The sequence below is a fragment of the Alcanivorax jadensis T9 genome (genome assembly GCF_000756655.1).
Classification (GTDB): domain Bacteria; phylum Pseudomonadota; class Gammaproteobacteria; order Pseudomonadales; family Alcanivoracaceae; genus Alcanivorax; species Alcanivorax jadensis.
On record NZ_ARXU01000011.1, the window covers coordinates 104,545 to 125,442 of the forward strand.

Genomic DNA, 20,898 nt, shown 5'->3' on the forward strand with positions numbered 1-20,898 from the left:
ACCTGCGTATCCAGTAAGAAGCAGAATGAAGATGATTCACCAGAGTACGAGAAGAATGTGTCAACAAGAGGAAAACCGGGCCGCCGAAGCGGCCCGATACAGGGAGCGGGAAAAGTGCTCCCCCGTGCTTACTCCGGAGCGCGGCCAAGATAATCCGCAATCAGCGACACCGATTCCGGCGACGACTGCATCCAGGTCTGCGAAGGCGTTACGTCACCACCGGCAGAATCGAGGATATTGTCAAAGCGCAGCACCATGCCCTGGGATTTCTCCGCCACATAGAGGTGCTCGCCATCAAAGGCAATATCCACCGGATTACCGAGCTGGGTGTTGCCCACCGTACTGTTGTCGCCGTTATCGATATTCACGGTGACATCGGTGATGCCATCAGCGGTTGAGCCGTTGTCCAGCACATACAGCTTGCCGTCGGTAGGATTCGCACCGCTGCCCACATCCGACAGGATCAGCTGGTCGGTTTCCGCCACATAGACAATGCCGTGCAGATTGGTCGGAGCGGCAAACGCTACACCCGCCTCGGCAGGGGTAATCACCCGGTCGGGGCCGGCACTGCCACGCGCCGTGCTGTAGCTGTCAAAGACCGCTACCGTGCCATCGGTGAGGGCCACGAAGAGCTGATCGGAATCCGGGTCGTAATCCAGATCCCAGGGCGCCACGGACAGGCTGGTCGTGAACAAAGGAGCGGCATCGCCACCGGCCTGGGCGCCGAACACCCGCACTGACGAGTTACCGTTATCGGTGACCAGCACCCAGCCCAGCGAGTCCGCCACATCAAAGCCTTTCGGTGCCATCAGCCCGGTGCTCGCGCCTTCAATCACCCGGTCACGGCTCACAGAGAACATCTCGCCATCGCGATCCGTCGCCAGGCGGTTGATCACAGCCAGGCCGGAGTCGTAGGTAATGTAGGCATCGCCCAACTGGTTGAATGCCAGGCTTTCGCGATCCTGGTTGGTGGAAAAGCCGCGCTGCATGGCGCCCAGATCCAGGTCCAGTACCACCACATCCGGGTCGCCCGGGGCTGCCGGCGGATTACTGGTTACCGCCACGCCGGTGAAGGTGGTGCCAGTGGTATCGAGATCGGAAAGGTCCGGTTGCAGCTCGGGCTCAAGAATAATGGCCAGGGATTCCGGTTTGATACTATCGACGACCTTGTTCGGCGCAATGTCCCCGGAACCGCCGGAAAACACGTTGCGGTACACCAGAATGGCATCGTTGGATTTTTCCGCGATGTAAACCGTGTTGCCGTCCAGCACCAGGTCCACCGGGTTGCCCAGCTTGGTCGCCGGGCCGGCCAGGGTCCGTACAGGCGTCACCGTGCCATTGGCCGTGGAAGCATTGCTGATCACATACAGCCGGCCATCATCCGCCACGGCAGCGTCACCCACATCACTGACTACCAGGGTGTCAGAGTCAGCCCGATAGGCGATGCCATGCATATTGGAGACGGTGCCTGCCGTATCCGGGGTAATCACCCGGGCTGGGGTCGACATGAAACCGCCCGCGACATAATCATCCACCACAATCACGGTGCCATTGGTCATGGCCAGGAACAAACGGTCCGCTGCTTCGTCGTAGGCCAGATCCCAGGCATTGCCCGACAGGGCGGTACTGGCCAGGGGCGTGGCACTTTCTCCCGCTGCAGAACCGTACACTTCCACACTGTTGCCGCCGATGTTCGCTGCCATTACCAGCCCGGCTTCATGGGCGATGGCAATCCCTTTGAGAGTCATGGACCCCGGTGCCGCGACACTACGGTCCAGAGTCGGCACCGCCGCAGAACCGTCGGTTCGCTCAGCCAGCTGGTGCAGAACCTGTACAGTGCTGGGGGCCCCGGCACTATCGTTGGCGGCGTAGAGATTGCCCAACAGATCCAGCGCAATACCCTCATTGGCATCGGCATTGAACGTGCCTTGCACGTCCAGGTCAGCATTCAGGCGGTCAATCTGACCGGCATTACCACTGCCATTGTGCATCACCAGCAATGACGGCCCCTGGGCCACACCAGGGGAATTGATCAGGGATCGGTCACTGCCATTACCCCCACAGGCTGCCAGTGTTACCGCAACGGCCAGTGGCGACAGCCACAGCAAACCTTTGCCATTCACATTCATCTCATCTCTCCTTGGATAGCGATGCCGGCTTTCCGCCGGTCAGTCAGGACAATGCGTCCTACTTCTGAATACCGCCCCCGCACAGAAACGGATGTAACAGCGCGTAATAATTCTCGTTTGAAATGTATCCGCCACAGAAATCGCGCCGCCCTACCGGTTGTCCGACACCCCGCCATCAACGCTTGCGGCCCGCCACCCTCCGGGGCTAGGCTGCGCGGGTAATTTTTCTTCCCCGGAAACACGCTTCGGGGTATTCTGAAATTCTCCGCAACAGCCCGAGGGGCCACGTTTTCCATCTTGGACACACCACTCGCTTCCCAGCACATCAGCCTCGAACCCAACGATTCCCGTCGCCTGGCCAGTCTCTGCGGCCACCTGGACGAGCACATCAAGCAGATAGCCCAGCGCCTGCATGTGGATATCCACAATCGTGGTAACCAGTTTCATCTGGCAGGGCCATCCGCCTCCGTGGAAGCCGCCGGGTCAATCCTGTATGAGCTTTATGATCAGACCCGCGATGGCACGGACCTGACCCCGGAAATGGTGCATCTGCAGCTGCAACAGTCCAACGTGGCCGACCATGCCGCTGCAAAAAGCATCGACAACACCGTGGCATTCCCCAGTGATGAAGTGGTGGTTCGTACCAAGCGGGTTCGTATCAAACCCCGTGGCGCCCACCAGCGCGAGTATGTGAAACAGATCCGCAAACACGATATCAATTTCGGCGTCGGCCCGGCCGGCACCGGCAAGACCTGGCTGGCAGTCGCCTGCGCCGTGGATGCGCTGGAAAAAGCGGAAATTCAACGGATCCTGCTGGTACGTCCGGCGGTTGAGGCTGGCGAAAAGCTGGGCTTTCTGCCCGGGGACCTGGCAGAAAAAATCGACCCCTATTTGCGCCCTCTCTACGATGCCCTCTACGAAATGCTCGGCTTTGAAACCGTGGCCAAGCTGATGGATCGCATGGTGATTGAAGTAGCACCGCTGGCCTACATGCGCGGGCGAACCCTGAACAACAGTTTCGTGATTCTGGATGAAGCCCAGAACACCACCCCGGAACAGATGAAGATGTTCCTCACCCGCATCGGTTTCGGGACCCGCGCCGTCATCACCGGGGATGTAACCCAGGTGGATCTGCCCCGTCATCAACGCTCCGGCCTGGTGAATACCCTGGAAGTGCTGGACGGCGTAAAAGGGATCGGCGTGACCCTATTCGACAGCCGCGACGTGGTTCGCCACCCGCTGGTACAACGTATTGTAGAGGCCTACGACCGCCATGAACGGGATACCGACACCCAGCGTTGATATCCAGTGGGCCAGCGACGCCCCGGACGCTCCCGACGAATCCCGGTTATACGACTGGGTACGCCATGCTGCCCAGGTAGCCGGCGGCGTGGTGGGCGACATCACCCTGCGTATCGTCGATGAAGACGAAATCCGCACCCTCAACCGGGACTACCGCGACAAGGACAAGCCCACCAATGTGCTGTCCTTCCCGTTTGAGATGCCCGAAGGCCTTCCCGAAGATGCCATGGAGCCGCTGCTCGGCGACATCATTCTCTGTGCCCCGGTGGTACGCCGGGAGGCCGCTGAACAGAACAAGACCCTGCAAGCCCACTGGGCACACATGGTCACCCACGGTGTACTGCACCTGCTGGGCTACGATCACATTGATGACGAGGACGCGCAGATCATGGAAGCCATGGAAATCCGCGCCCTTAACGAACAGGGTTTTGCCGACCCTTACAACATTGAGCCACACACCAATATGGAGCTTCACCCCTGATGTCGGACGACTATTCGGATAACGGTACCAGCCGAAGTTGGTTGGAGCGTGTCGGCCAGTTTTTCTCCTCCACGCCCGGCGACCGGAGTGAACTGCTGGACCTGATGCGCTCCATGCGCGATTCCCACATTATCGACGGGGACACCCTGGGAATTATCGAAGGCGCCGTCTGTGTCGCCGACATGCAGGTACGCGAGATCATGATTCCGCGCTCCCAGATGGTCAGCATCAAGGCCAGCTCCGACCCACGGGATTTCCTGCCCACCATTATCGACTGTGCCCACTCCCGTTTCCCGGTACTGGGCGACGACCCGGATGAAGTGATCGGCATCCTGCTGGCCAAGGACCTGCTACCGTTAATCCTCGATCCGGCCCGCATGGACCGTTTCGCCATCAAGGATCATATCCGCTCTGCTATGGTGGTACCCGAGTCCAAACGGCTCGACTCACTGCTGCGCGAATTCCGTATCAGCCGCAATCACATGGCCATCGTGGTCAACGAATATGGCGGCGTGGCCGGGCTGGTCACCATTGAAGATGTGCTGGAACAGATCGTCGGGGAAATTGAAGACGAACACGACGTAGAAGAAGAGGACTACCTGATCAAGGATCTGGATGATCAGGAGTACACCGTCAAGGCGCTGACACCCATCGATGATTTCAACGAGCACTTCCACTGCCAGTTCAGCGATGAGGAATTCGACACCATCGGCGGGCTGGTGATGCAGAAGTTCGGCCGCTTACCCGGCCGCGATGAAAGCGTGGAACTGGATGGCTATCTCTTCACCGTGCTCAGCGCCGACGGCAGAACAATAAGATTGCTGCGGGTTACACCGCCGGGGGAAAACCAGGATGCCACTGCCACAGAGGTCGAAAGCTGACACCATCTCCGCCCTGTTAAAAGCACCGTGGGTGACGGCCGTGATTGCCGTTGCCCTGTTGCTTGGCGCCTTGCTCAACCCGGCGAACGCGCCCCAGCCGGTACTTGGCTGGTACGTGGACAGTGGTCTGAAAACCCTGGAATGGGACAACTACCTGTCCTGGCTACGCTTTAACGGGCGTGGCGAACTGGCTGGCCAGCTGGAACAGCAGCTCGCCAGCGGCGATAGCCACGCTTACAGCGCGGCGCTGCTGTCGCCCAGCTTCGTCAAAGACAGTGACCTGCGCGCCCGGGACTTCTGGTCAGCAACCCAGATAGAAAAGTGGAAAGCCCTGCGCCAGCAAACACAGGATCAACTCGCCGCCAGCAACTTGTACCGCTGGGGGCTACCAGACAGCAGCCCCCGCCCGGCCCGTTTCTTTACCTCCCCCTTTGCAGGTGGCTCCCTGTGGCTAACCGCTCTCACCGTGTTTCTGCTGGTGCCAATGGCATTCCCCCTGGAGCGTCAGCTTGGCCATGGCCGGGTACTGACCCTGTGGCTGCTGGGCTGCCTGCTGGCCGGTGCCGGCTACCTGCTGGTGGCTCGCAGCGGTCAGCTGCCGTTTCATGGCGCCGTCGCACCGCTCATGGTCTGGTATGGAGCCTTCCTCGGCTTGCAGGGCTGGCGCACTTCCCTGCCGGTCTGGTTACCCGGCAAGGCAAGGACATCCATATCCCTGCCCACCCCGGCCCTGGCGGCAATGCCGCTGGTACTACTGGGGTTACTGGCCTGGCAAGCCCAGCCAGCCATAGCCAATCTGGCCGCCGGCGTACTGGCCCTGGTCGGTGGCACCCTGCTGATCCAGCTCATGCGCCCGGCGGAGCCGTCCGTGAACACCGAAACAGCCACGCCTGCGGATCCACAGGATCAACAGGCGCTGCAATGGGGCTGGGATGCCCTCGCCCAGCTGCAGGCGGACGCTGCCAGCGACGCCTTTCAGCAAGTACTGGACCGGCAGCCGGATCACTTTGATGCCCTGACCGGCCTCTTCAATGCCCGCCGCATGAACCAGGACAGCAACGGCTGGATCGACATCGCCCATCGCCTGTTTGCCCACCCGGCCAGCGAAAAGGGACAAGCCCAACAAGTTGTCGGTTGCTGGCAGCAGTTCCGCCAGCAGCAAGGCGCCAAATTACCCTCTTCCGTTGGTTGGCATCTGGTAACCACCCTGACCCGGGCCGGTGAATTTGCCCAGGCAGAAACACTGGCCGTCAGTCTGGATCACCACGACACTCGCAAGCCTGCCCTGCAGGCCCTGCGCGATGCACTCCATCGGGAAGGTTTGGGTCACCGGGCCAAGGCGCTGGAAGTGTAGCGGCGAGCCCCAAGTTGTAACGCGGACTGGGCCATGCTGGTCGAATAACGCCCTGCCCGCGTTTAACGCAACAATCCGATCTGTAGGAGCGTCGCTGGCGGCGCGATTCGAGCCTTGGCGAGGGTTTCTCCTTTATGTAGGAGCTATGCTTGCATGGCGAACCGAGCGTAGCGAGGCAACAGAGGGGGGCGTCAGCCGTTCTTTCTGAAACCTCTCGAGGTCTGAAATGCCTGATCTCCCTGCGGTCGATTTCCTTGCTCCGCAAGGTTCGCACCTCAAGAGGTACTCCTACAGCGGCTTCGAAGAAAGCTCGGAGGTTGAGGAACTTTCGGACCTTTCTCTATCCCACGAGCGTAGCTCGCCCCTACCCCCACGCGGCCCGGTAGTCCGCCACCTGCTTGCGCAGTTTCGCATCCCGGCACTGGCTTTCCACAAATCGCAGGTACTGTTCCGCCTTGCCGGCCAGTCCGAATTGCTCGGCGAGAATCTTTGCCAGCAACAGATAGGCGTCGCCTAATTCGCTGAAATCCGGGTGCCGATCATGCAGGTCCTTGAGCAGCCCTACGGCTATTTTCGGCTCCTGTTCGTGGATACCCCGGGCCAGAGCCAGACGCAGGGAGGGCGATGCGGGCAGCCAGGTTGGCTCCACGTCTCGCTGACGGGCCAGCAACGCCAGCGCCTCGGTCCAGGCGTCGGATACCACCAGCATTTCCAGATAGGTGGGCGCGGCGGAGCGGCGCTCATCGTCCCGGCCGGTAATATCCAGCAGCCGGTCATAACGTTGCCAGTCCGCCACGGTGGCCTTTTTGCTCTTCAGGGTTTTGGCCGTGCTCAGCAGCACCTTGTCAAAGCGCCCGGCACAGAGCTGGATCCGCTGGCGCCGCTCTTCCAGCGACGTGGTCACTTTCTTGCCTCCCTGATCCAGTCCCCAAAGACGGCCATGACGGGCCAGGATATCGCCGCACAGGCAGGCCAGGGCCAGCCACCAGACTGCCGCCAACGCCCCGGCCAGTCCCTGGGCAAGGGGTAGCGGCATCACATCCACGGCCACGGCAACCAGCGCCACGCCCAACAACCACCCCACCGATGCCAGAAGCGCAGCCACCGCATAATCACGCGGTGCGGAGAAGATATAGGTCAGTGCCGCCGCATAGGAGCCGGGCTCCGCCCCCTGGGCCTGAATGGCGAGCCAGAAAGCCGGCACCAGCAACAGGCCGACAGCACCAATCAGCAACCCCGCCGGCACCGACACCATCAGCACAAACCCGGCCGGTACCATCACCAGCAGGACCGGCAAAGCCTGCAACAGCGCCGCCTTCCAGCCCCCCATATCAGACAGGCAATCCCAGCCGGGAGCGTTACTTTTCCGGGCTTTGCCTGGGTGGCTGCGCAAGGTCATCACTGCCCGGGCAAAGCCCCAGGTCGGCAGCCCTGCCAGCAACACCACCGGCACCATTACCGGCAAGGGCGGCACCAGCGACGCCAACAACGCCCACAGCACCAGCAGCGGTAACAGCACAGGGGCAAACGGGTAGCGAAGGTAACGATCCAGTTGCCGCCACAGAGGGCCACCCTGTCCCTGCTCACTGCTTTCCAGTTCCTGGTTGCAGAGCAGGCAACGGGCCTCGATCAGGCTGTCATTACGGCCATCCACACATTGCTGACACAGATACAGCCCATCATGGCTGCAATACCATAGCGCTTCCGCCCCCGGATGGTACTTGCAATAGCGATTCACTATGATGCCCCCAAGCTTTCAGTTGAAAGTTCAAAGTTGAAAGGCGCGGATTGAGTCGTAGCCACTCGAACAACGTCAGGCCCGCGCCGCACTCTTTTGAAGGAACAGCGCGGGTACGGCCTTTGCCGCTTCCATGGCCTGTCCCGCGCTTTTCAACTTTAAACTTTGAACTTTCAACTCACCCCGAACACGGCCCGTAGAGCAAAGCCGTTAATTGATTTTGCTTGCTACTTTATTCGTATTATTGCACAGACTCTAGCGGTAACCGCCCAGCGGCCTGGCCGCCATCATGAAACGAGGAATTCCATGCGCCACCGTCTGCTGGCCCTGATTGCCGGCCTGCTTTTCCCCCTTGCCTTCGCGCCCTATGACCTGTGGCCGCTGCTGTTTGTCAGCGTGGCCGCCGGCTTCTGGTGTCAGCAGCAGGCCGGCTCCGGCAAGGAAGCCTTCCTGCGCGGCTGGCTCTATGGCCTGGGCATGTTCGGATTCGGCGTGTCCTGGGTGCATGTCTCCATGCACGACTATGGCTACATGCCATTGTGGATGGCGATTCCCTTTACGGCGATGTTCGCCGCCTTTCTGGCTCTGTTCTACGGCCTGACGTTTTCCCTGAGCTGGCGACTGGGGCGCTCGGCACTGGTGTTCGCCGGTATCTGGCTGCTGCTGGACTGGCTGCGCGGCTGGCTGCTCACTGGTTTCCCCTGGCTGTATGCCGGGTACGCACTGATTGATACCCCCCTGGCCAGCCTGGCGCCTCTGGGCGGGGTCTGGCTGCTGACCCTCGCCACGGTACTGCTCAGCGCCACCCTGATTCAGCTTCGCCAGCCGGGCCCGCTGCGCTGGGTTGCCGCCGGCCTCTCGGTACTTGTTCTGCTCACCGCCATTGCCAGCCATTTCCTCACGTTTACCCATGCCAACGGCCCGGAACAGAAAGTGGCGTTGGTGCAGGGCAATATTCCCCAGGACCTGAAGTGGCAGATTTCCATGCGCGGCGAGACTCGCCGTATCTATCACGAGCTGACCCGGGAGATTCCCGCCGACACCCTGGTGCTGTGGCCGGAGTCGGCCATGACCGAGTTCTACCAGACCATTACCGATTTCATCGAGGATGAAGGTAACCAACTGGCAGACCGTAACGGCGCCCTGATTACCGGCATTCCCTGGCGCAGCGTCAGCGACGCGGGCATTACCTATCGCAACAGCATCGCGGCCATTCCACTTCGCGACAGTGAGAACGACAGCGAGCGGGTCTACCACAAGCAGAAACTGGTGCCCTTTGGCGAATACGTTCCCATGCAATCGCTGATTCGCGGCCTGATCCCTTTCTTCGACTTGCCCATGTCCGGCTTTACGCCAGGGGATCCCAGTCAGCCCAACCTGCAGGTGCTGGGCCATACCGTGGCGCCCTTTATCTGCTACGAGATTCTCTACCCGCAACTGGTGGCCAGCCGCAGCCATGATGCCGATGTGCTGGTGACCATCAGCAATGATGCCTGGTTCGGCACCTCCGCTGGCCCGGTCCAGCATTTCCAGATGGCCCGTTTACGGGCGCTGGAAACCGGTCGCTGGCTGCTGCGCGGCACCAACAATGGCGTCACCGCCGTTATCGACCACCAGGGCCGGATCGTGGACGCCCTGCCCCAGTTCGAGCGTGATGTGCTTTACAGCCATTACCAGCCACGTACCGGCATCACGCCATTCATGGCCTTGGGCGTCTGGCCCTGGCTGGTGCTCTCGGGGCTGTTGTTGCTGTCCGCCATGCTGGGAAGGAAGAAGAAACACCCCCATATATAACTTTATGGTATAAGCTTATTACTAATTTGACTTTGCTTGAATTCCCTTCTATAACTGTGCATGAACGCTGCCCAGTCACAGGAGGGAACAAGCCATGTCTCGTCCAACCGTCAAAGCCTTTTTCGACAACGACACCAACACCGTCAGCTATGTGGTGACAGACCCGCAAACCCGGCAATGCGCCATTGTGGACTCTGTGCTGGACTACGATCCCAAAGCTGGACGTACCCGCCATGACAGTGCCAGCCAGATTGTGGCCTACGTCAAACAGGAAGGCCTCACCGTAGACTGGTTGCTGGAAACCCATGTGCATGCGGATCATCTTTCCGCCGCACCCTGGATCCAGCAACAGGTGGGCGGCAAGCTGGCCATCGGCGAGCATATACGCACCGTGCAGGACACCTTCGGCAAGGTCTTCAACGCCGGCACCGAGTTCGCTCGTGACGGCCGTCAGTTCGATCATCTGTTTGCCGATGGCGACACCTACAAGGTCGGCAACATTGAGGCGCGGGCCATTCACACTCCGGGGCATACCCCGGCCTGCATGAGCCATGTGATCGGCGATGCGGTGTTTGTCGGCGACACCCTGTTCATGCCGGATTATGGCACCGCCCGCTGCGACTTCCCCGGCGGTGATGCCCGCACCCTGTACCAGTCCGTGCAAAAGCTGCTGGCCCTGCCGGACGACACCCGCATGTTCCTCTGCCACGACTATCTGCCGGAAAGCCGCAGCGAATACCAGTGGGAAACCACCGTGGGCGATCAGCGTCGCCACAATATCCACGTGCACGAAGGCGTTTCCGAGCAGGAGTTCGTCAGCATGCGCGAAAAACGCGATGCCACCCTGGATATGCCGCGACTGATTCTGCCTTCGGTGCAGATCAATATGCGCGCCGGCCACCTTCCTCCCGAGGAAGACAATGGCATTAGCTACCTGAAAATTCCGCTGAACGCACTGTAAGAGGCGATGACCATGACACCGACTCTGTGGGACGTAGTGGTGATCGGCGGCGGTGCCGCCGGCATTGCGGTGGCAGCCAGTATCCTCAAGCGCAAGCCGCACCTGTCCGTGGCCATCGTGGAGCCCAGCGACCGCCACTTCTATCAGCCCGCCTGGACCCTGGTGGGTGGCGGCTGTTTCAACCCGGCCAATACCTGCAAAGCCACCAGCAAGCTGATCCCAAACGGTGCCAAGTGGTTGCGCAGCCGGGTGACTGAAATGGAGCCGACGCACAACCGGGTAACTCTGGAAGACGGCCAGTCACTGAATTACCAGTTTCTGGTGGTTGCGCCGGGACTGGAGCTGAACCTGGGCGCCATCGAGGGCCTGGAAAGCAGCCTTGGCAAGCACGGCGTTACCAGCAACTATCTCTTTGAACTGGCGTCCTATACTTGGGAATGCGTGCGAAACCTGCAGCGTGGCCGAGCTCTGTTCACCCAACCGCCCATGCCTATCAAGTGTGCCGGCGCGCCGCAGAAAGCCATGTACCTGTCCTGCCACCACTGGGAAGAAACCGGCACCCTGGGCAACATTGATGTGCAGTTCCATAATGCCGGCGCCGTACTGTTCGGCGTGGCGGATTTTGTGCCGCCACTGATGGAATATGTGAAGCGCTACAACGCCAATCTGAATTTCAATAGCACCCTGATCGCCGTGGATGGCCCGGCCCGCGAAGCCACCTTCCGGCGTACCAATGGCGATGGCACCAGCACCGACCACACCGAGCCCTTCGACATGCTGCATGTGGTACCGCCGCAACGGGCCCCACAGTTTGTGCGCGACAGCGAGCTGGCCAACGAGGCCGGCTGGGTCGCCGTGGACGAAGCCACCCTGCAGCACCCCCGTTTTGCCAATGTATTCAGCCTGGGCGATGCCTGCGGGGCCAGCAATGCCAAAACCGCCGCCGCCGTGCGAAAGCAGGCGCCGGTGGTGGCCGAGAACCTCTGCGCCGTGCTGGAAAATCGTGCGCCGACAGCTCGCTATGAAGGCTATGGCGCCTGCCCGCTGACCGTGGAAAAAGGCAAGGTCGTGCTGGCCGAATTTGGCTATCAGGGCAAACTGCAACCCAGCTTCCCGCTCGATCCCACCGTACCGCGCCGGAGTATGTGGTGGCTGAAACGTCATGCCATGCCAAAGATCTACTTCGAGCTGATGCTAAAGGGCCATGAGTGGCTGGCCAGGCCAGGCAAACTCTGACGCGTGACACAACAAGGGATGGCAAGATGAAACTGCCTGCCTGGCTGGGCGCCGCCCAGTGGCTGCCCCACTACAACCGCGAGACCGCTGCCCGGGATAGCGTGGCAGCAGTGATCGTCACCATCATGCTGATTCCCCAGAGCCTGGCCTACGCCATGCTCGCCGGGCTGCCGCCGGAAGTCGGTCTCTACGCCAGTATCCTGCCACTGGTTGTCTATGCCCTGCTCGGTTCCAGCCGAACCCTGGCGGTGGGCCCGGTGGCAGTAGCCTCGCTGATGACTGTTGCTGCGGCCAGTCAGGTAGCCACGGCCGGCAGTCAACAATACCTGGCAGCCACTATTATTCTGGCTTTTCTGTCCGGCACCATTCTTCTGGTGATGGCTCTGCTTCGACTGGGCTGGATTGCCAATCTGTTATCGCACCCTGTGGTGAGCGGCTTTATCAGTGCCTCCGGCCTGCTGATTGCCGCCAGTCAGCTCAAGCATCTGCTGGGAATCCCCCTGTCGGGCCACAACCTGGTAGAGCTTGGCCACTCCCTGGCACAGCATTTTCCTGAAACCCATTGGCCCACAGTGGTGCTCGGCACGCTGGTTACAACCTTCCTGTTCTGGGTACGCAAGGCGCTCAAGCCGCTGCTGCAAAAACTCGGCTTCAATGCATTCTGGTCCGACCTGGTGAGTAAAGCAGGGCCAGTCATCGCCGTACTGGGATCCACCCTGGCCGTGGCCTTGCTGGAACTGGATAGCGGCGGCATGGCCATTGTCGGTCACATTCCCGAAGGCCTGCCCTCACTGTCATTACCCGTATTTGACGCTGACCTCTGGCAGGCACTACTGCTGCCCGCTCTGCTGATCAGCCTGATCGGCTTTGTGGAATCCATCTCTGTTGCCCAGACCCTGGCGGCCAAACGTCGCCAGCGCATCAATGCCAACCAGGAACTGATGGGGCTGGGCGGCGCAAACCTGGCCAGCGCCTTCAGCGGTGGCTTTCCGGTGACCGGGGGCTTCTCCCGCTCCGTGGTGAATTTCGATGCCGGCGCACAGACCCCCATGGCCGGCGTATTCACCGCCATAGGCATTGCCCTCACCGCGCTGTTTTTGACCGGCGCTTTCACCTACCTGCCCAAGGCAACCCTGGCCGCCACCATTGTGGTCGCTGTGCTATCGCTGGTGGACCTGCCGGCGCTGAAACACACCTGGCATTTCTCCCGACTGGATTTCACCGCCATGGCCATCACCATGGTCGGAGTACTGGGCTGGGGCGTGGAAGCCGGTGTACTGGCCGGGGTGGTCACCTCCCTGGCGCTCTATCTATGGCGCACCAACCAGCCCCATGTCGCCGAAGTGGGCCAGGTTCCCGGCACCGAACATTTCCGCAATGTGCAGCGTCACCAGGTACGGGTGTCTCCCCGTGTGCTGAGCATGCGTATCGATGAATCCCTGTATTTTGCCAATGCCCGGGGCCTGGAAGACCGTATCTACGATGCTGCACTGCTGCGTCCGCAAACAGAACACGTGGTACTGATGGGCACCGCCATCAATCACCTGGATGCCAGTGCCGTGGATAGCCTGTTGAGCCTGAACCAACGTCTGGATGATGCCGGTATCCGGCTGCACCTTTCCGAAATCAAGGGGCCGGTCATGGACCAGTTGCAACACACCGCCCTGCCGGCATTACTGACCGGTCAGATATTCCTCACCCAATATCAGGCCGTTCGCACACTGGCACCGGAAAGCATTGAGGAAAATCCCGCTCCCCCTTGCAGCCCTGTCTGACACGGTTAAGCTGAGCGTTCATTCGCAAGGAGTTTTCATGGCTACCATCAATCGCCTTAACGAGAGTCTGTCTGTGGCACCGCAGCTACAGCCTGAGGATATGGCCGAGCTGGCCAAGGCCGGGTTCAAGACCGTCCTCAACAACCGCCCCGATGGCGAAAGCGAAGACCAACCCAGCAGCGCCGAGCTGGCCGCCGCGGCAGAAGCCGCTGGCCTTGAATATGCCCATCAACCGGTGGTCGGCAATAACATCAGCGACGTGGACATCGACGGTTTTGACGCCATCGTTTCTCTGGCAGAGCAACCGGTACTGGCCTTCTGCCGCACCGGCACTCGCTGCACCACCCTGTGGGCCCTGACCCAGGCGGACGAGCAGGATAACGCCAGCATCCTGGCCACCGCCGAGCAGGCCGGCTATGATCTGAGCCAGCTTGCCGACCGACTAGACCAGCGCCGGGGCCAGTAAGCATGGCCGATGCCGGCCGCCGGTTTCGCTGGCTGCCGGCCAGTGACTGGCTCGCCAGCTACAACCGCGAGCAGGCGGCCGGGGACACCCTGGCTGCCATCATCGTCACCATCCTGCTGGTTCCCCAGGGTCTGGCCTACGCCATGCTCGCCGGCATGCCGCCGGAAACCGGCCTCTATGCCAGCATCCTGCCGCTGATTCTCTACGCCCTGTTCGGCACCAGCCGTACCCTGTCCGTGGGCCCCGCCGCCCTCACTTCACTGATCACCGCGTCCGCCGCCGGCACCTTGGCCCAGGGCGATCCGCAACTGTTCATCCAGGCTGCCATCGGCATGGGGCTGCTGTCCGGGCTGTTTCTGGTGGCCATGGCCATATTGCGGCTGGGCTGGCTCACCAACCTGCTCAGCCACCCGGTGATCACCGGCTTCATCAGTGGCTGTGCCATTCTCATTGCCGCCAGTCAGCTCAAGCACCTGTTGCGCATCGACGCCTCCGGCGAAGAGCTGGTGACACTGGCACAGACCCTGGCGCAACAGCTGCCGCAGACTCACTGGCTGACACTGGCCATCAGCCTGATCGCCATTGCCTGCCTGCTGATCCCGAAATACCTGGCCACCCCCCTCAAGGCCACGCGACTGCCCGGCTGGCTGGTGGCCTTTATCAGCAAGTGCGGACCGATTCTGGCCGTACTGGTCACCACCCTGCTCACCGTGTCCCTGTCGCTGGATAGCCGTGGCCTTGCCGTGGTCGGGGCGATCCCCGCGGGGCTGCCCCAATTCACCCTGCCCGGGCTGGGCCGCGAACACTGGCAAAGCCTGATCACCCCGGCGGCATTACTGGCGCTGATCGGTTTTGTGGAATCCATTTCCCTGGCCCAGGCCCTGGCGGCCAAACGTCGTCAGCGCGTGGACGCCAACCGGGAATTGATGGGGCTGGGGCTGGCCAACATCGGTAGCGGCCTGTCCGGCGCGTTCGCCGTGACCGGCAGCTTTTCCCGCACCACGGTGAATTACGACGCCGGTGCACGCACGCCCATGGCCGGCCTGCTGACCGGTATCGGCATCGCTCTGGTGGCCCTGTTTTTCACCGGTTGGTTCCATTACCTGCCACTGGCATCCCTGGCCGCCATCATCGTGGTCGGCATCCTGCCACTGATCAATCTGTCGGAATTGAAACACCTGTGGGCATTCAGTCGCCCGGACGCCCTGGCCATGGCTGCCACCCTGGCCGGGGTGCTGCTGATCAATGTGCAGAGTGGCTTATTGCTGGGGGTGGTGCTTTCCGTGGCCCTGTTCCTGTGGCGCACCAGCCAGCCCCATGTGGCCGAGCTGGGCCGCATTCCCGGCACCCATCATTTTCGCAACATGGATCGCCATAGCGTTGAACTCACCGAGGAAGTGCTGTCCATCCGGGTGGACGAATCCCTCTATTTCGGCAATGCCCGCACCCTGGAGGACCGTATCTACGACGAGGCCCAGGCGCACCCTCAGATTCAGCATGTGGTGCTGCACTGCTCCGGCATCAATCACCTGGATGCCAGCGCCATGGAAAGTCTGGAAAGCCTGAACGAACGATTGAAAAACGCCGGAGTGACCCTGAACCTGTCCAATGTGAAGGGGCCGGTAATGGACGTGCTGGTAAAAACCGACTTTCCGAAGGTGCTGACCGGCAGGGTCTATCTGAGCCACTACCAGGCCATGGAAGTACTGGCGCCGGACAGTCTGCAAGAGCAGGATCCTGACGCCTGACGCGAATCAGTTTAAACGTGCTCTGAGAGCATCAAGCGTTTTGCGATTTTTTGCGTCCGGCGTCGGGCGCCCAGCATCTCCTACAAATACCGCAGGTGATACCACACCAGCGCCAGCCATTCGTACCAGATCTCCGGCACCATGGATAACGCCCCGGCGGAGGGCACCCACTCCTGCTTTGGCAACCGCTTGCGCCAGGCAGCCTGGGCCAGCACCCCCTGGCTCTGAAAACACAGTAGAGCCCGCGGCAGGTGAGCCCGATCGCTGACCAGGATGATCTCGTCGATGCTACGCTGACCCAGCAGCTCACCGCTGTACACGGCATTTTCCCAGGTATTACGGCTTTTCCCTTCCTCCAGCACCGTCATGGTCGGCCAGCGTCGGCGCACCAGTTCCGCCATCAACTGTGCTTCGGAAGGCTCGTTATCCGCATGGGGAGTGGTGCTGATGCCGCCACTGACTACCAGCGGCAAACTATGCTCATGGGCCATTTCCGCGGCCAGCTGCAACCGCCGCAGGCCACGGGTGGTCAGGGAAAACTGGCCATCACGTTGGCGCCGTCCGGCACCCAGTACCACCACCGCCTGGGGAGTAATACCGGTATTGCGTCGCGGCAGGGGCGGCAACAGGCTGCGGACCACTGCCGGCAGGGTTCCCCCCACCAGCACCAGCAGCACCAGGTAGGTCAACGCCATCGGCACTCCCGTTTGCGGTGATTATTCAGCCAACACTTTCGCGGTGCAGACCAGTGAGAAATCCGGGCTGAGCTCATGTATCCTATGTCCCCTTCGCAACCGCGATGTTCCCGTAAGTTTTTTTGATCAGTAGAGAGCCGATGGACGCACAGTATCGCCCCGATCAAGTCGAAGCCCAAGCCCAGCAGTACTGGGAGGATAACCAAAGCTTCAAGGTCACCGAAGAGGCCGGCAAGGAAAAATTCTATTGCCTGAGCATGTTCCCCTACCCGTCCGGGCGGCTACACATGGGCCACGTGCGCAACTACAGCATCGGCGATGTGATCAGCCGCTACCAGCGGATGCAAGGCAAGAATGTGCTGCAGCCCATGGGCTGGGACGCCTTCGGCCTGCCCGCCGAGAACGCCGCCATCAAGAACAAGGTGGCCCCGGCCAAGTGGACCTTCGAGAACATCGACTACATGCGCGGGCAACTGCAGCGCCTGGGCTTCGGCTACGACTGGGATCGTGAGCTGGCCACCTGCACCCCGGAATACTATCGCTGGGAACAGTGGTTCTTCACCAAGCTCTACGAGAAAGGCCTGGTGTATCGCAAGATGTCCACGGTGAACTGGGACCCGATCGATCAGACCGTACTGGCCAACGAGCAGGTGATTGACGGCCGCGGCTGGCGCTCCGGCGCCCTGGTGGAACAGAAAGAGATTCCCCAGTGGTTCATCAAGATCACCGACTACGCCGATGAATTGCTGACAGATCTGGATCAACTGGATGGCTGGCCGGAACAGGTCAAGACCATGCAGCGCAACTGGATCGGCCGCTCCGAAGGAGTGGAAATGGAGTTCGCCATTCAGGGCGAAGCGCCTCTGCGCGTCTACACCACCCGCCCGGACACCCTCATGGGCGTGAGCTACGTGGCCGTGGCAGCAGCGCATCCGCTGGCGAAGAAAGCCGCTGCCGCCAACCACGAAGTGGCGGACTTTGTGGAAGAGTGCCTGCACAACAAGGTGGCCGAAGCCGATATGGCCACCATGGAAAAGAAAGGCATCTACACCGGCCTCACCGCGACCCACCCGATCAGCGGCGAGCAGGTACCGGTCTGGGTGGCCAACTTCGTGCTGATGAGCTATGGCACCGGTGCCGTCATGGCGGTCCCCGCCCATGACCAGCGCGATTACGAATTTGCGAAGAAATATGGCCTGCCCATCAACCAGGTGATTGAGCCTGCCAATGGTGAAGCCATTGACCTGGACAGCGAAGCCTTCACCGAAAAGGGCAAGCTGGTGAACTCCGGGGAATTCACCGGCAAGACCTCCGCCGACGCCTTCGACGCCATCGCCACCTGGCTGAGCGAACGCAACCTGGGCGAGAAGAAGGTGAATTACCGCCTGCGCGACTGGGGCGTCTCCCGGCAGCGCTACTGGGGCGCTCCCATTCCCATGGTGGAAACCGAAGACGGTGAACTGCACCCCACCCCGGAAGACCAATTGCCGGTGGTGCTGCCCACCGAGGTGGAAATGGACGGCGTGAAAAGCCCCATCAAGGCCGACCCGGAATGGGCCAAAACCACCTTTGACGGCCAGCCCGCCCTGCGCGAAACCGACACCTTCGACACCTTCATGGAATCCAGCTGGTACTACGCCCGTTACTGCTGTCCGCAGAACGATCAGGCCATGCTGGACCCGGCGGCCGCCAACTACTGGCTGCCGGTGGATCAATACGTGGGCGGCATTGAACACGCCATCCTGCACCTGCTCTACTCGCGCTTCTTCCACAAGCTGCTGCGCGACACCGGCCTGGTGGAATCCGACGAGCCCTTCAAGCAACTGCTGTGTCAGGGCATGGTGCTGAAAGACGGCGCCAAGATGTCCAAGTCTAAGGGCAACACTGTGGACCCGCAGGAAATGATCGAGGAATACGGTGCCGACACCGTGCGCCTCTTCATGATGTTTGCGGCGCCGCCGGAGCAATCCCTGGAGTGGAACGATTCCGGTGTGGAAGGGGCGTTCCGCTTCCTCAAGCGCCTGTGGCGGCTGGTGGCCGAACATGTGGAAGCGGGCAAGGCGGGCACGCTGGATCCGGCCTCTCTGGACGATGCCGGCAAAGCCCTGCGTCGCAAGACCCACGAAACCATCCAGAAGGTCAGCGATGACTTCGGTCGCCGCCACACCTTCAATACCGCCATCGCCGCTGTGATGGAACTGATCAACGAGGTGAGCCGCTTTGACAGTCAGGGCGATCAGGCCGGCGCCGTGCGCCAGGAAGCCCTGGAAACCGCCGTATTGCTGCTGTCGCCAATCACCCCCCATGCGTCCCACAGCCTGTGGCAGGCCCTGGGTCACGACGAAGCGGCACTGAACGCCGCCTGGCCTCAGGTGGACGAAAGCGCACTGGTGAAGGACAGTCTCGAACTGGTGGTACAGGTCAATGGCAAGGTGCGCGCCAAGCTCGAGGTGCCCGCCAACGCCGACAAGGACACCGTGGAAAGCCTGGCCAGGGCGGAACCCAATGTGCAGAAGTTCACCGACGGCAAAACCATCCGCAAGGTGATTGTTGTGCCGGGTAAACTGGTCAACATCGTTGCCAACTGAGAGGCGGTTATGACATCCAGCTTGCGCGCCACATCCCGTCTGACCCTGCTGCTGGTGCTGGGGCTTGTCCTCAGCGCCTGCGGCTGGCAACTGCGCGGCACCACCAGCACTCCGTCCATGGAAACCCTGACGGTAAGCGGTGCCTCCACGGAACTGCGCTACACCCTGGAAGACGAGCTGGAAGACCAGGGCGTGCTGGTACATAACCAGGCGCCCTATATCCTGGTGATCGATGACGAAGACTGGATGCGCCGCACCTCGGCGGTGGATGCCCAGGGTCGCCAGGCGGAAATCGAACTGCGCTACACCTTGCGCTGGCACATCAAGGACCGCAAAAGCGGCGCCCTGCTGACCACGCCAACGCGCATGATGACCTTGCGCAACCTGCCCTGGTACCCGGAAAACGCCACCGCCTCTTCCGACGAGGAGCAATTGGTCCGTGACGACCTGTTCCTGGACATGGCCTACCGGCTGATCAACCAGATTGCCGCTGCCTCCGAGGGCTGGGAGACCTACTGATGCGCCTGCGTCCGGAGCAGCTTGGCAAACACTTGGCCGACCGACTGCTGCCCGCCTATCTGGTGGCCGGCGATGAGCCCCTGCAACAGGGCGAGCTCCTCGACGACCTGCGCCGCGCTGCCCGCGATCAGGGCTTTGACGAACGTCACCGCTTCTCCTCCGACACCGGCATCGACTGGAACGCCCTGCTCAACGAATCCCAGAGCATGAGCCTGTTTGGTGGCCGCCGGATTCTCGAACTGGTGCTCAACGACAAGCGACCGGACAAGGCCGGCAGCCAGATCCTCCGTGATGTTCTGGCCAGCCCCGGCGATGACACGCTGCTGCTGATCCGCTGCTCCAGGCTGGATCGCCGCAAGGACTGGAACAGCGCCTGGGTGAAAGCCCTGGACGAAGTCGGTGCGGTGATCGAAGTCTGGCCGGTGGAAGGTGCCGGCCTGCGCAACTGGCTGCAGGATCGTCTGGCCAGCCGCGGACTGAGTGCCAGCGAAGACGCCCTCGCCCTGCTGATCGAACGCAGCGAAGGCAACCTGCTGGCCGCCGCCCAGGAAGTGGACAAGCTCACCCTGCTGGTAGAAGACGGCCAGGTGGGACCGGAAGACGTGCAACAGGCAGTGGGCGATTCCAGCCGCTACTCGCCCTTCGACCTCACCGAAGCCACTGCCCAGGGCAACGCCCAGCGGGTGCTGCACATCATCCAGACCCTGCGCGCTGAAGGCGTGGAGCCACCGGTGTTGCTATGGGCCCTGAGCCGCGACATCCGCATCCTCGACGGCATGCTTAGCGGCGGCCCACCACCCCGATTGCCTCCCCAGCGGGTACGCGCCATGCAGGCCCAGGCTCAGCGCCTCAACCCGCAACATCTAAAAGCCGCCCAGGCCAGCGCCATCCGCGCCGACCAGTGCGTCAAGGGCATGGCCAAGGGCGATCCCTGGCAATACATCACCTCCCTGGCGCTGCGTCTTGCAGGGCATCCGCTACCGCGCAGCATGGAACGGTAAATACAGCTACTAGCTTCGAGCTACAACGCGATGAAGGCCCTGTGCCTCATGAGTTGCCACAGGACTCCGCGCTGCCAGGCTGAGGGCCTATCTGTAGGAGTTCCTCTTGAGGGACGAACCGAGAGCGCAGCGAGGTAAGAGACACATGGGTTACTGCATTCTTTTCTGAAACCTGTCGAGCTCTGAGATTCCTGATCGCCCGGCAGGCGATTTCCGCGCAAGCGCGGTTC

At 61.4% G+C, this 20,898-nt stretch carries 16 protein-coding genes; 13 read left to right on the forward strand and 3 right to left on the reverse strand.

Features of this window, described 5'->3' with window-relative positions; translation table 11 throughout:
- Positions 1-128: 128 nt before the first annotated feature.
- Positions 129-2,129 carry an NHL repeat-containing protein gene (locus tag T9A_RS13200; protein WP_052043004.1) on the reverse strand — a complete coding sequence of 667 codons (2,001 nt, stop codon included), beginning with the start codon at positions 2,127-2,129 and terminating at the stop codon, positions 129-131.
- A 297-nt stretch (positions 2,130-2,426) separates the two neighbouring features.
- Here T9A_RS13200 and T9A_RS13205 point away from each other — a divergent pair, with 297 nt between their 5' ends.
- Genes T9A_RS13205 through T9A_RS13220 form a run of 4 tightly spaced genes read left to right on the forward strand, consistent with a single transcriptional unit; the run spans position 2,427 to position 6,147 of the window.
- Entirely contained in the window at positions 2,427-3,431 is a 1,005-nt protein-coding gene (locus tag T9A_RS13205; protein ID WP_035249247.1) for a PhoH family protein, read from the forward strand.
- Positions 3,403-3,912 carry an rRNA maturation RNase YbeY gene (gene ybeY, locus T9A_RS13210; RefSeq protein ID WP_035249248.1) on the forward strand — a complete coding sequence of 170 codons (510 nt, stop codon included), beginning with the start codon at positions 3,403-3,405 and terminating at the stop codon, positions 3,910-3,912. Before T9A_RS13205 ends, ybeY begins: the two co-directional genes overlap by 29 nt.
- Positions 3,912-4,793 carry a CorC family transporter gene (locus tag T9A_RS13215; RefSeq protein ID WP_035249251.1) on the forward strand — a complete coding sequence of 294 codons (882 nt, stop codon included), beginning with the start codon at positions 3,912-3,914 and terminating at the stop codon, positions 4,791-4,793. The genes ybeY and T9A_RS13215 overlap by 1 nt, the downstream gene beginning before the upstream one ends.
- Entirely contained in the window at positions 4,765-6,147 is a 1,383-nt protein-coding gene (locus tag T9A_RS13220; protein ID WP_035249252.1) for a rhomboid family intramembrane serine protease, read from the forward strand. The genes T9A_RS13215 and T9A_RS13220 overlap by 29 nt, the downstream gene beginning before the upstream one ends.
- A gap of 364 nt (positions 6,148-6,511) precedes the next feature.
- Here the strand turns inward: T9A_RS13220 and T9A_RS13225 are convergent, their stop codons facing one another.
- Positions 6,512-7,885 (reverse strand): B-box zinc finger protein, encoded by a 1,374-nt coding sequence (locus tag T9A_RS13225; RefSeq protein WP_156964904.1) that lies wholly within the window; start codon positions 7,883-7,885, stop codon positions 6,512-6,514.
- 306 nt (positions 7,886-8,191) lie between these two features.
- Here T9A_RS13225 and lnt point away from each other — a divergent pair, with 306 nt between their 5' ends.
- The 6 genes from lnt (at position 8,192) to T9A_RS13255 (ending at position 15,865) form a co-directional block, all read left to right on the forward strand.
- Entirely contained in the window at positions 8,192-9,679 is a 1,488-nt protein-coding gene (lnt, locus tag T9A_RS13230) for an apolipoprotein N-acyltransferase (RefSeq protein ID WP_035249255.1), read from the forward strand.
- Positions 9,680-9,773: 94 nt separating this feature from the next.
- Positions 9,774-10,640: an MBL fold metallo-hydrolase gene (locus tag T9A_RS13235; protein ID WP_035249258.1), complete on the forward strand. Its 867-nt coding sequence runs from the start codon at positions 9,774-9,776 to the stop codon at positions 10,638-10,640.
- 12 nt (positions 10,641-10,652) lie between these two features.
- Positions 10,653-11,876, forward strand: coding sequence for an NAD(P)/FAD-dependent oxidoreductase (locus T9A_RS13240; RefSeq protein WP_232222115.1), 1,224 nt, complete (start codon positions 10,653-10,655; stop codon positions 11,874-11,876).
- A gap of 26 nt (positions 11,877-11,902) precedes the next feature.
- Complete coding sequence (locus T9A_RS13245; protein ID WP_035249260.1) at positions 11,903-13,651, forward strand: SulP family inorganic anion transporter; 1,749 nt, start codon at positions 11,903-11,905, stop codon at positions 13,649-13,651.
- A 37-nt stretch (positions 13,652-13,688) separates the two neighbouring features.
- Positions 13,689-14,117: a protein tyrosine phosphatase family protein gene (locus tag T9A_RS13250; RefSeq protein WP_035249261.1), complete on the forward strand. Its 429-nt coding sequence runs from the start codon at positions 13,689-13,691 to the stop codon at positions 14,115-14,117.
- A 2-nt stretch (positions 14,118-14,119) separates the two neighbouring features.
- Complete coding sequence (locus T9A_RS13255) at positions 14,120-15,865, forward strand: SulP family inorganic anion transporter (protein ID WP_035249262.1); 1,746 nt, start codon at positions 14,120-14,122, stop codon at positions 15,863-15,865.
- Positions 15,866-15,945: 80 nt separating this feature from the next.
- On the opposite strand, the gene T9A_RS13260 is transcribed toward T9A_RS13255, so the two are convergent.
- Entirely contained in the window at positions 15,946-16,560 is a 615-nt protein-coding gene (locus T9A_RS13260) for a YdcF family protein (protein ID WP_035249265.1), read from the reverse strand.
- A 140-nt stretch (positions 16,561-16,700) separates the two neighbouring features.
- Here T9A_RS13260 and leuS point away from each other — a divergent pair, with 140 nt between their 5' ends.
- The 3 genes from leuS to holA are packed head-to-tail and all read left to right on the forward strand — an operon-like array spanning position 16,701 to position 20,668.
- On the forward strand, positions 16,701-19,148 hold the full coding sequence (gene leuS, locus T9A_RS13265) for a leucine--tRNA ligase (RefSeq protein ID WP_035249267.1): 2,448 nt from the start codon (positions 16,701-16,703) through the stop codon (positions 19,146-19,148).
- A 9-nt stretch (positions 19,149-19,157) separates the two neighbouring features.
- Positions 19,158-19,667: an LPS-assembly lipoprotein LptE gene (locus T9A_RS13270; protein WP_052043006.1), complete on the forward strand. Its 510-nt coding sequence runs from the start codon at positions 19,158-19,160 to the stop codon at positions 19,665-19,667.
- Positions 19,667-20,668: a DNA polymerase III subunit delta gene (gene holA / locus T9A_RS13275; RefSeq protein WP_035249270.1), complete on the forward strand. Its 1,002-nt coding sequence runs from the start codon at positions 19,667-19,669 to the stop codon at positions 20,666-20,668. The genes T9A_RS13270 and holA overlap by 1 nt, the downstream gene beginning before the upstream one ends.
- Positions 20,669-20,898: the final 230 nt, after the last annotated feature.

What these genes read in the sequence shown, in the direction of transcription:
- T9A_RS13200 (WP_052043004.1), bottom strand. Translation starts at nt 2,129, where the DNA reads ATGAATGTGAATGGCAAAGGTTTGCTGTGGCTGTCGCCACTGGCCGTT.
- ybeY (WP_035249248.1), top strand. Translation starts at nt 3,403, where the DNA reads ATGAACGGGATACCGACACCCAGCGTTGATATCCAGTGGGCCAGCGAC.
- T9A_RS13215 (WP_035249251.1), top strand. Translation starts at nt 3,912, where the DNA reads ATGTCGGACGACTATTCGGATAACGGTACCAGCCGAAGTTGGTTGGAG.
- T9A_RS13220 (WP_035249252.1), top strand. Translation starts at nt 4,765, where the DNA reads ATGCCACTGCCACAGAGGTCGAAAGCTGACACCATCTCCGCCCTGTTA.
- lnt (WP_035249255.1), top strand. Translation starts at nt 8,192, where the DNA reads ATGCGCCACCGTCTGCTGGCCCTGATTGCCGGCCTGCTTTTCCCCCTT.
- T9A_RS13235 (WP_035249258.1), top strand. Translation starts at nt 9,774, where the DNA reads ATGTCTCGTCCAACCGTCAAAGCCTTTTTCGACAACGACACCAACACC.
- T9A_RS13240 (WP_232222115.1), top strand. Translation starts at nt 10,653, where the DNA reads ATGACACCGACTCTGTGGGACGTAGTGGTGATCGGCGGCGGTGCCGCC.
- T9A_RS13245 (WP_035249260.1), top strand. Translation starts at nt 11,903, where the DNA reads ATGAAACTGCCTGCCTGGCTGGGCGCCGCCCAGTGGCTGCCCCACTAC.
- T9A_RS13250 (WP_035249261.1), top strand. Translation starts at nt 13,689, where the DNA reads ATGGCTACCATCAATCGCCTTAACGAGAGTCTGTCTGTGGCACCGCAG.
- T9A_RS13255 (WP_035249262.1), top strand. Translation starts at nt 14,120, where the DNA reads ATGGCCGATGCCGGCCGCCGGTTTCGCTGGCTGCCGGCCAGTGACTGG.
- T9A_RS13260 (WP_035249265.1), bottom strand. Translation starts at nt 16,560, where the DNA reads ATGGCGTTGACCTACCTGGTGCTGCTGGTGCTGGTGGGGGGAACCCTG.
- leuS (WP_035249267.1), top strand. Translation starts at nt 16,701, where the DNA reads ATGGACGCACAGTATCGCCCCGATCAAGTCGAAGCCCAAGCCCAGCAG.
- T9A_RS13270 (WP_052043006.1), top strand. Translation starts at nt 19,158, where the DNA reads ATGACATCCAGCTTGCGCGCCACATCCCGTCTGACCCTGCTGCTGGTG.
- holA (WP_035249270.1), top strand. Translation starts at nt 19,667, where the DNA reads ATGCGCCTGCGTCCGGAGCAGCTTGGCAAACACTTGGCCGACCGACTG.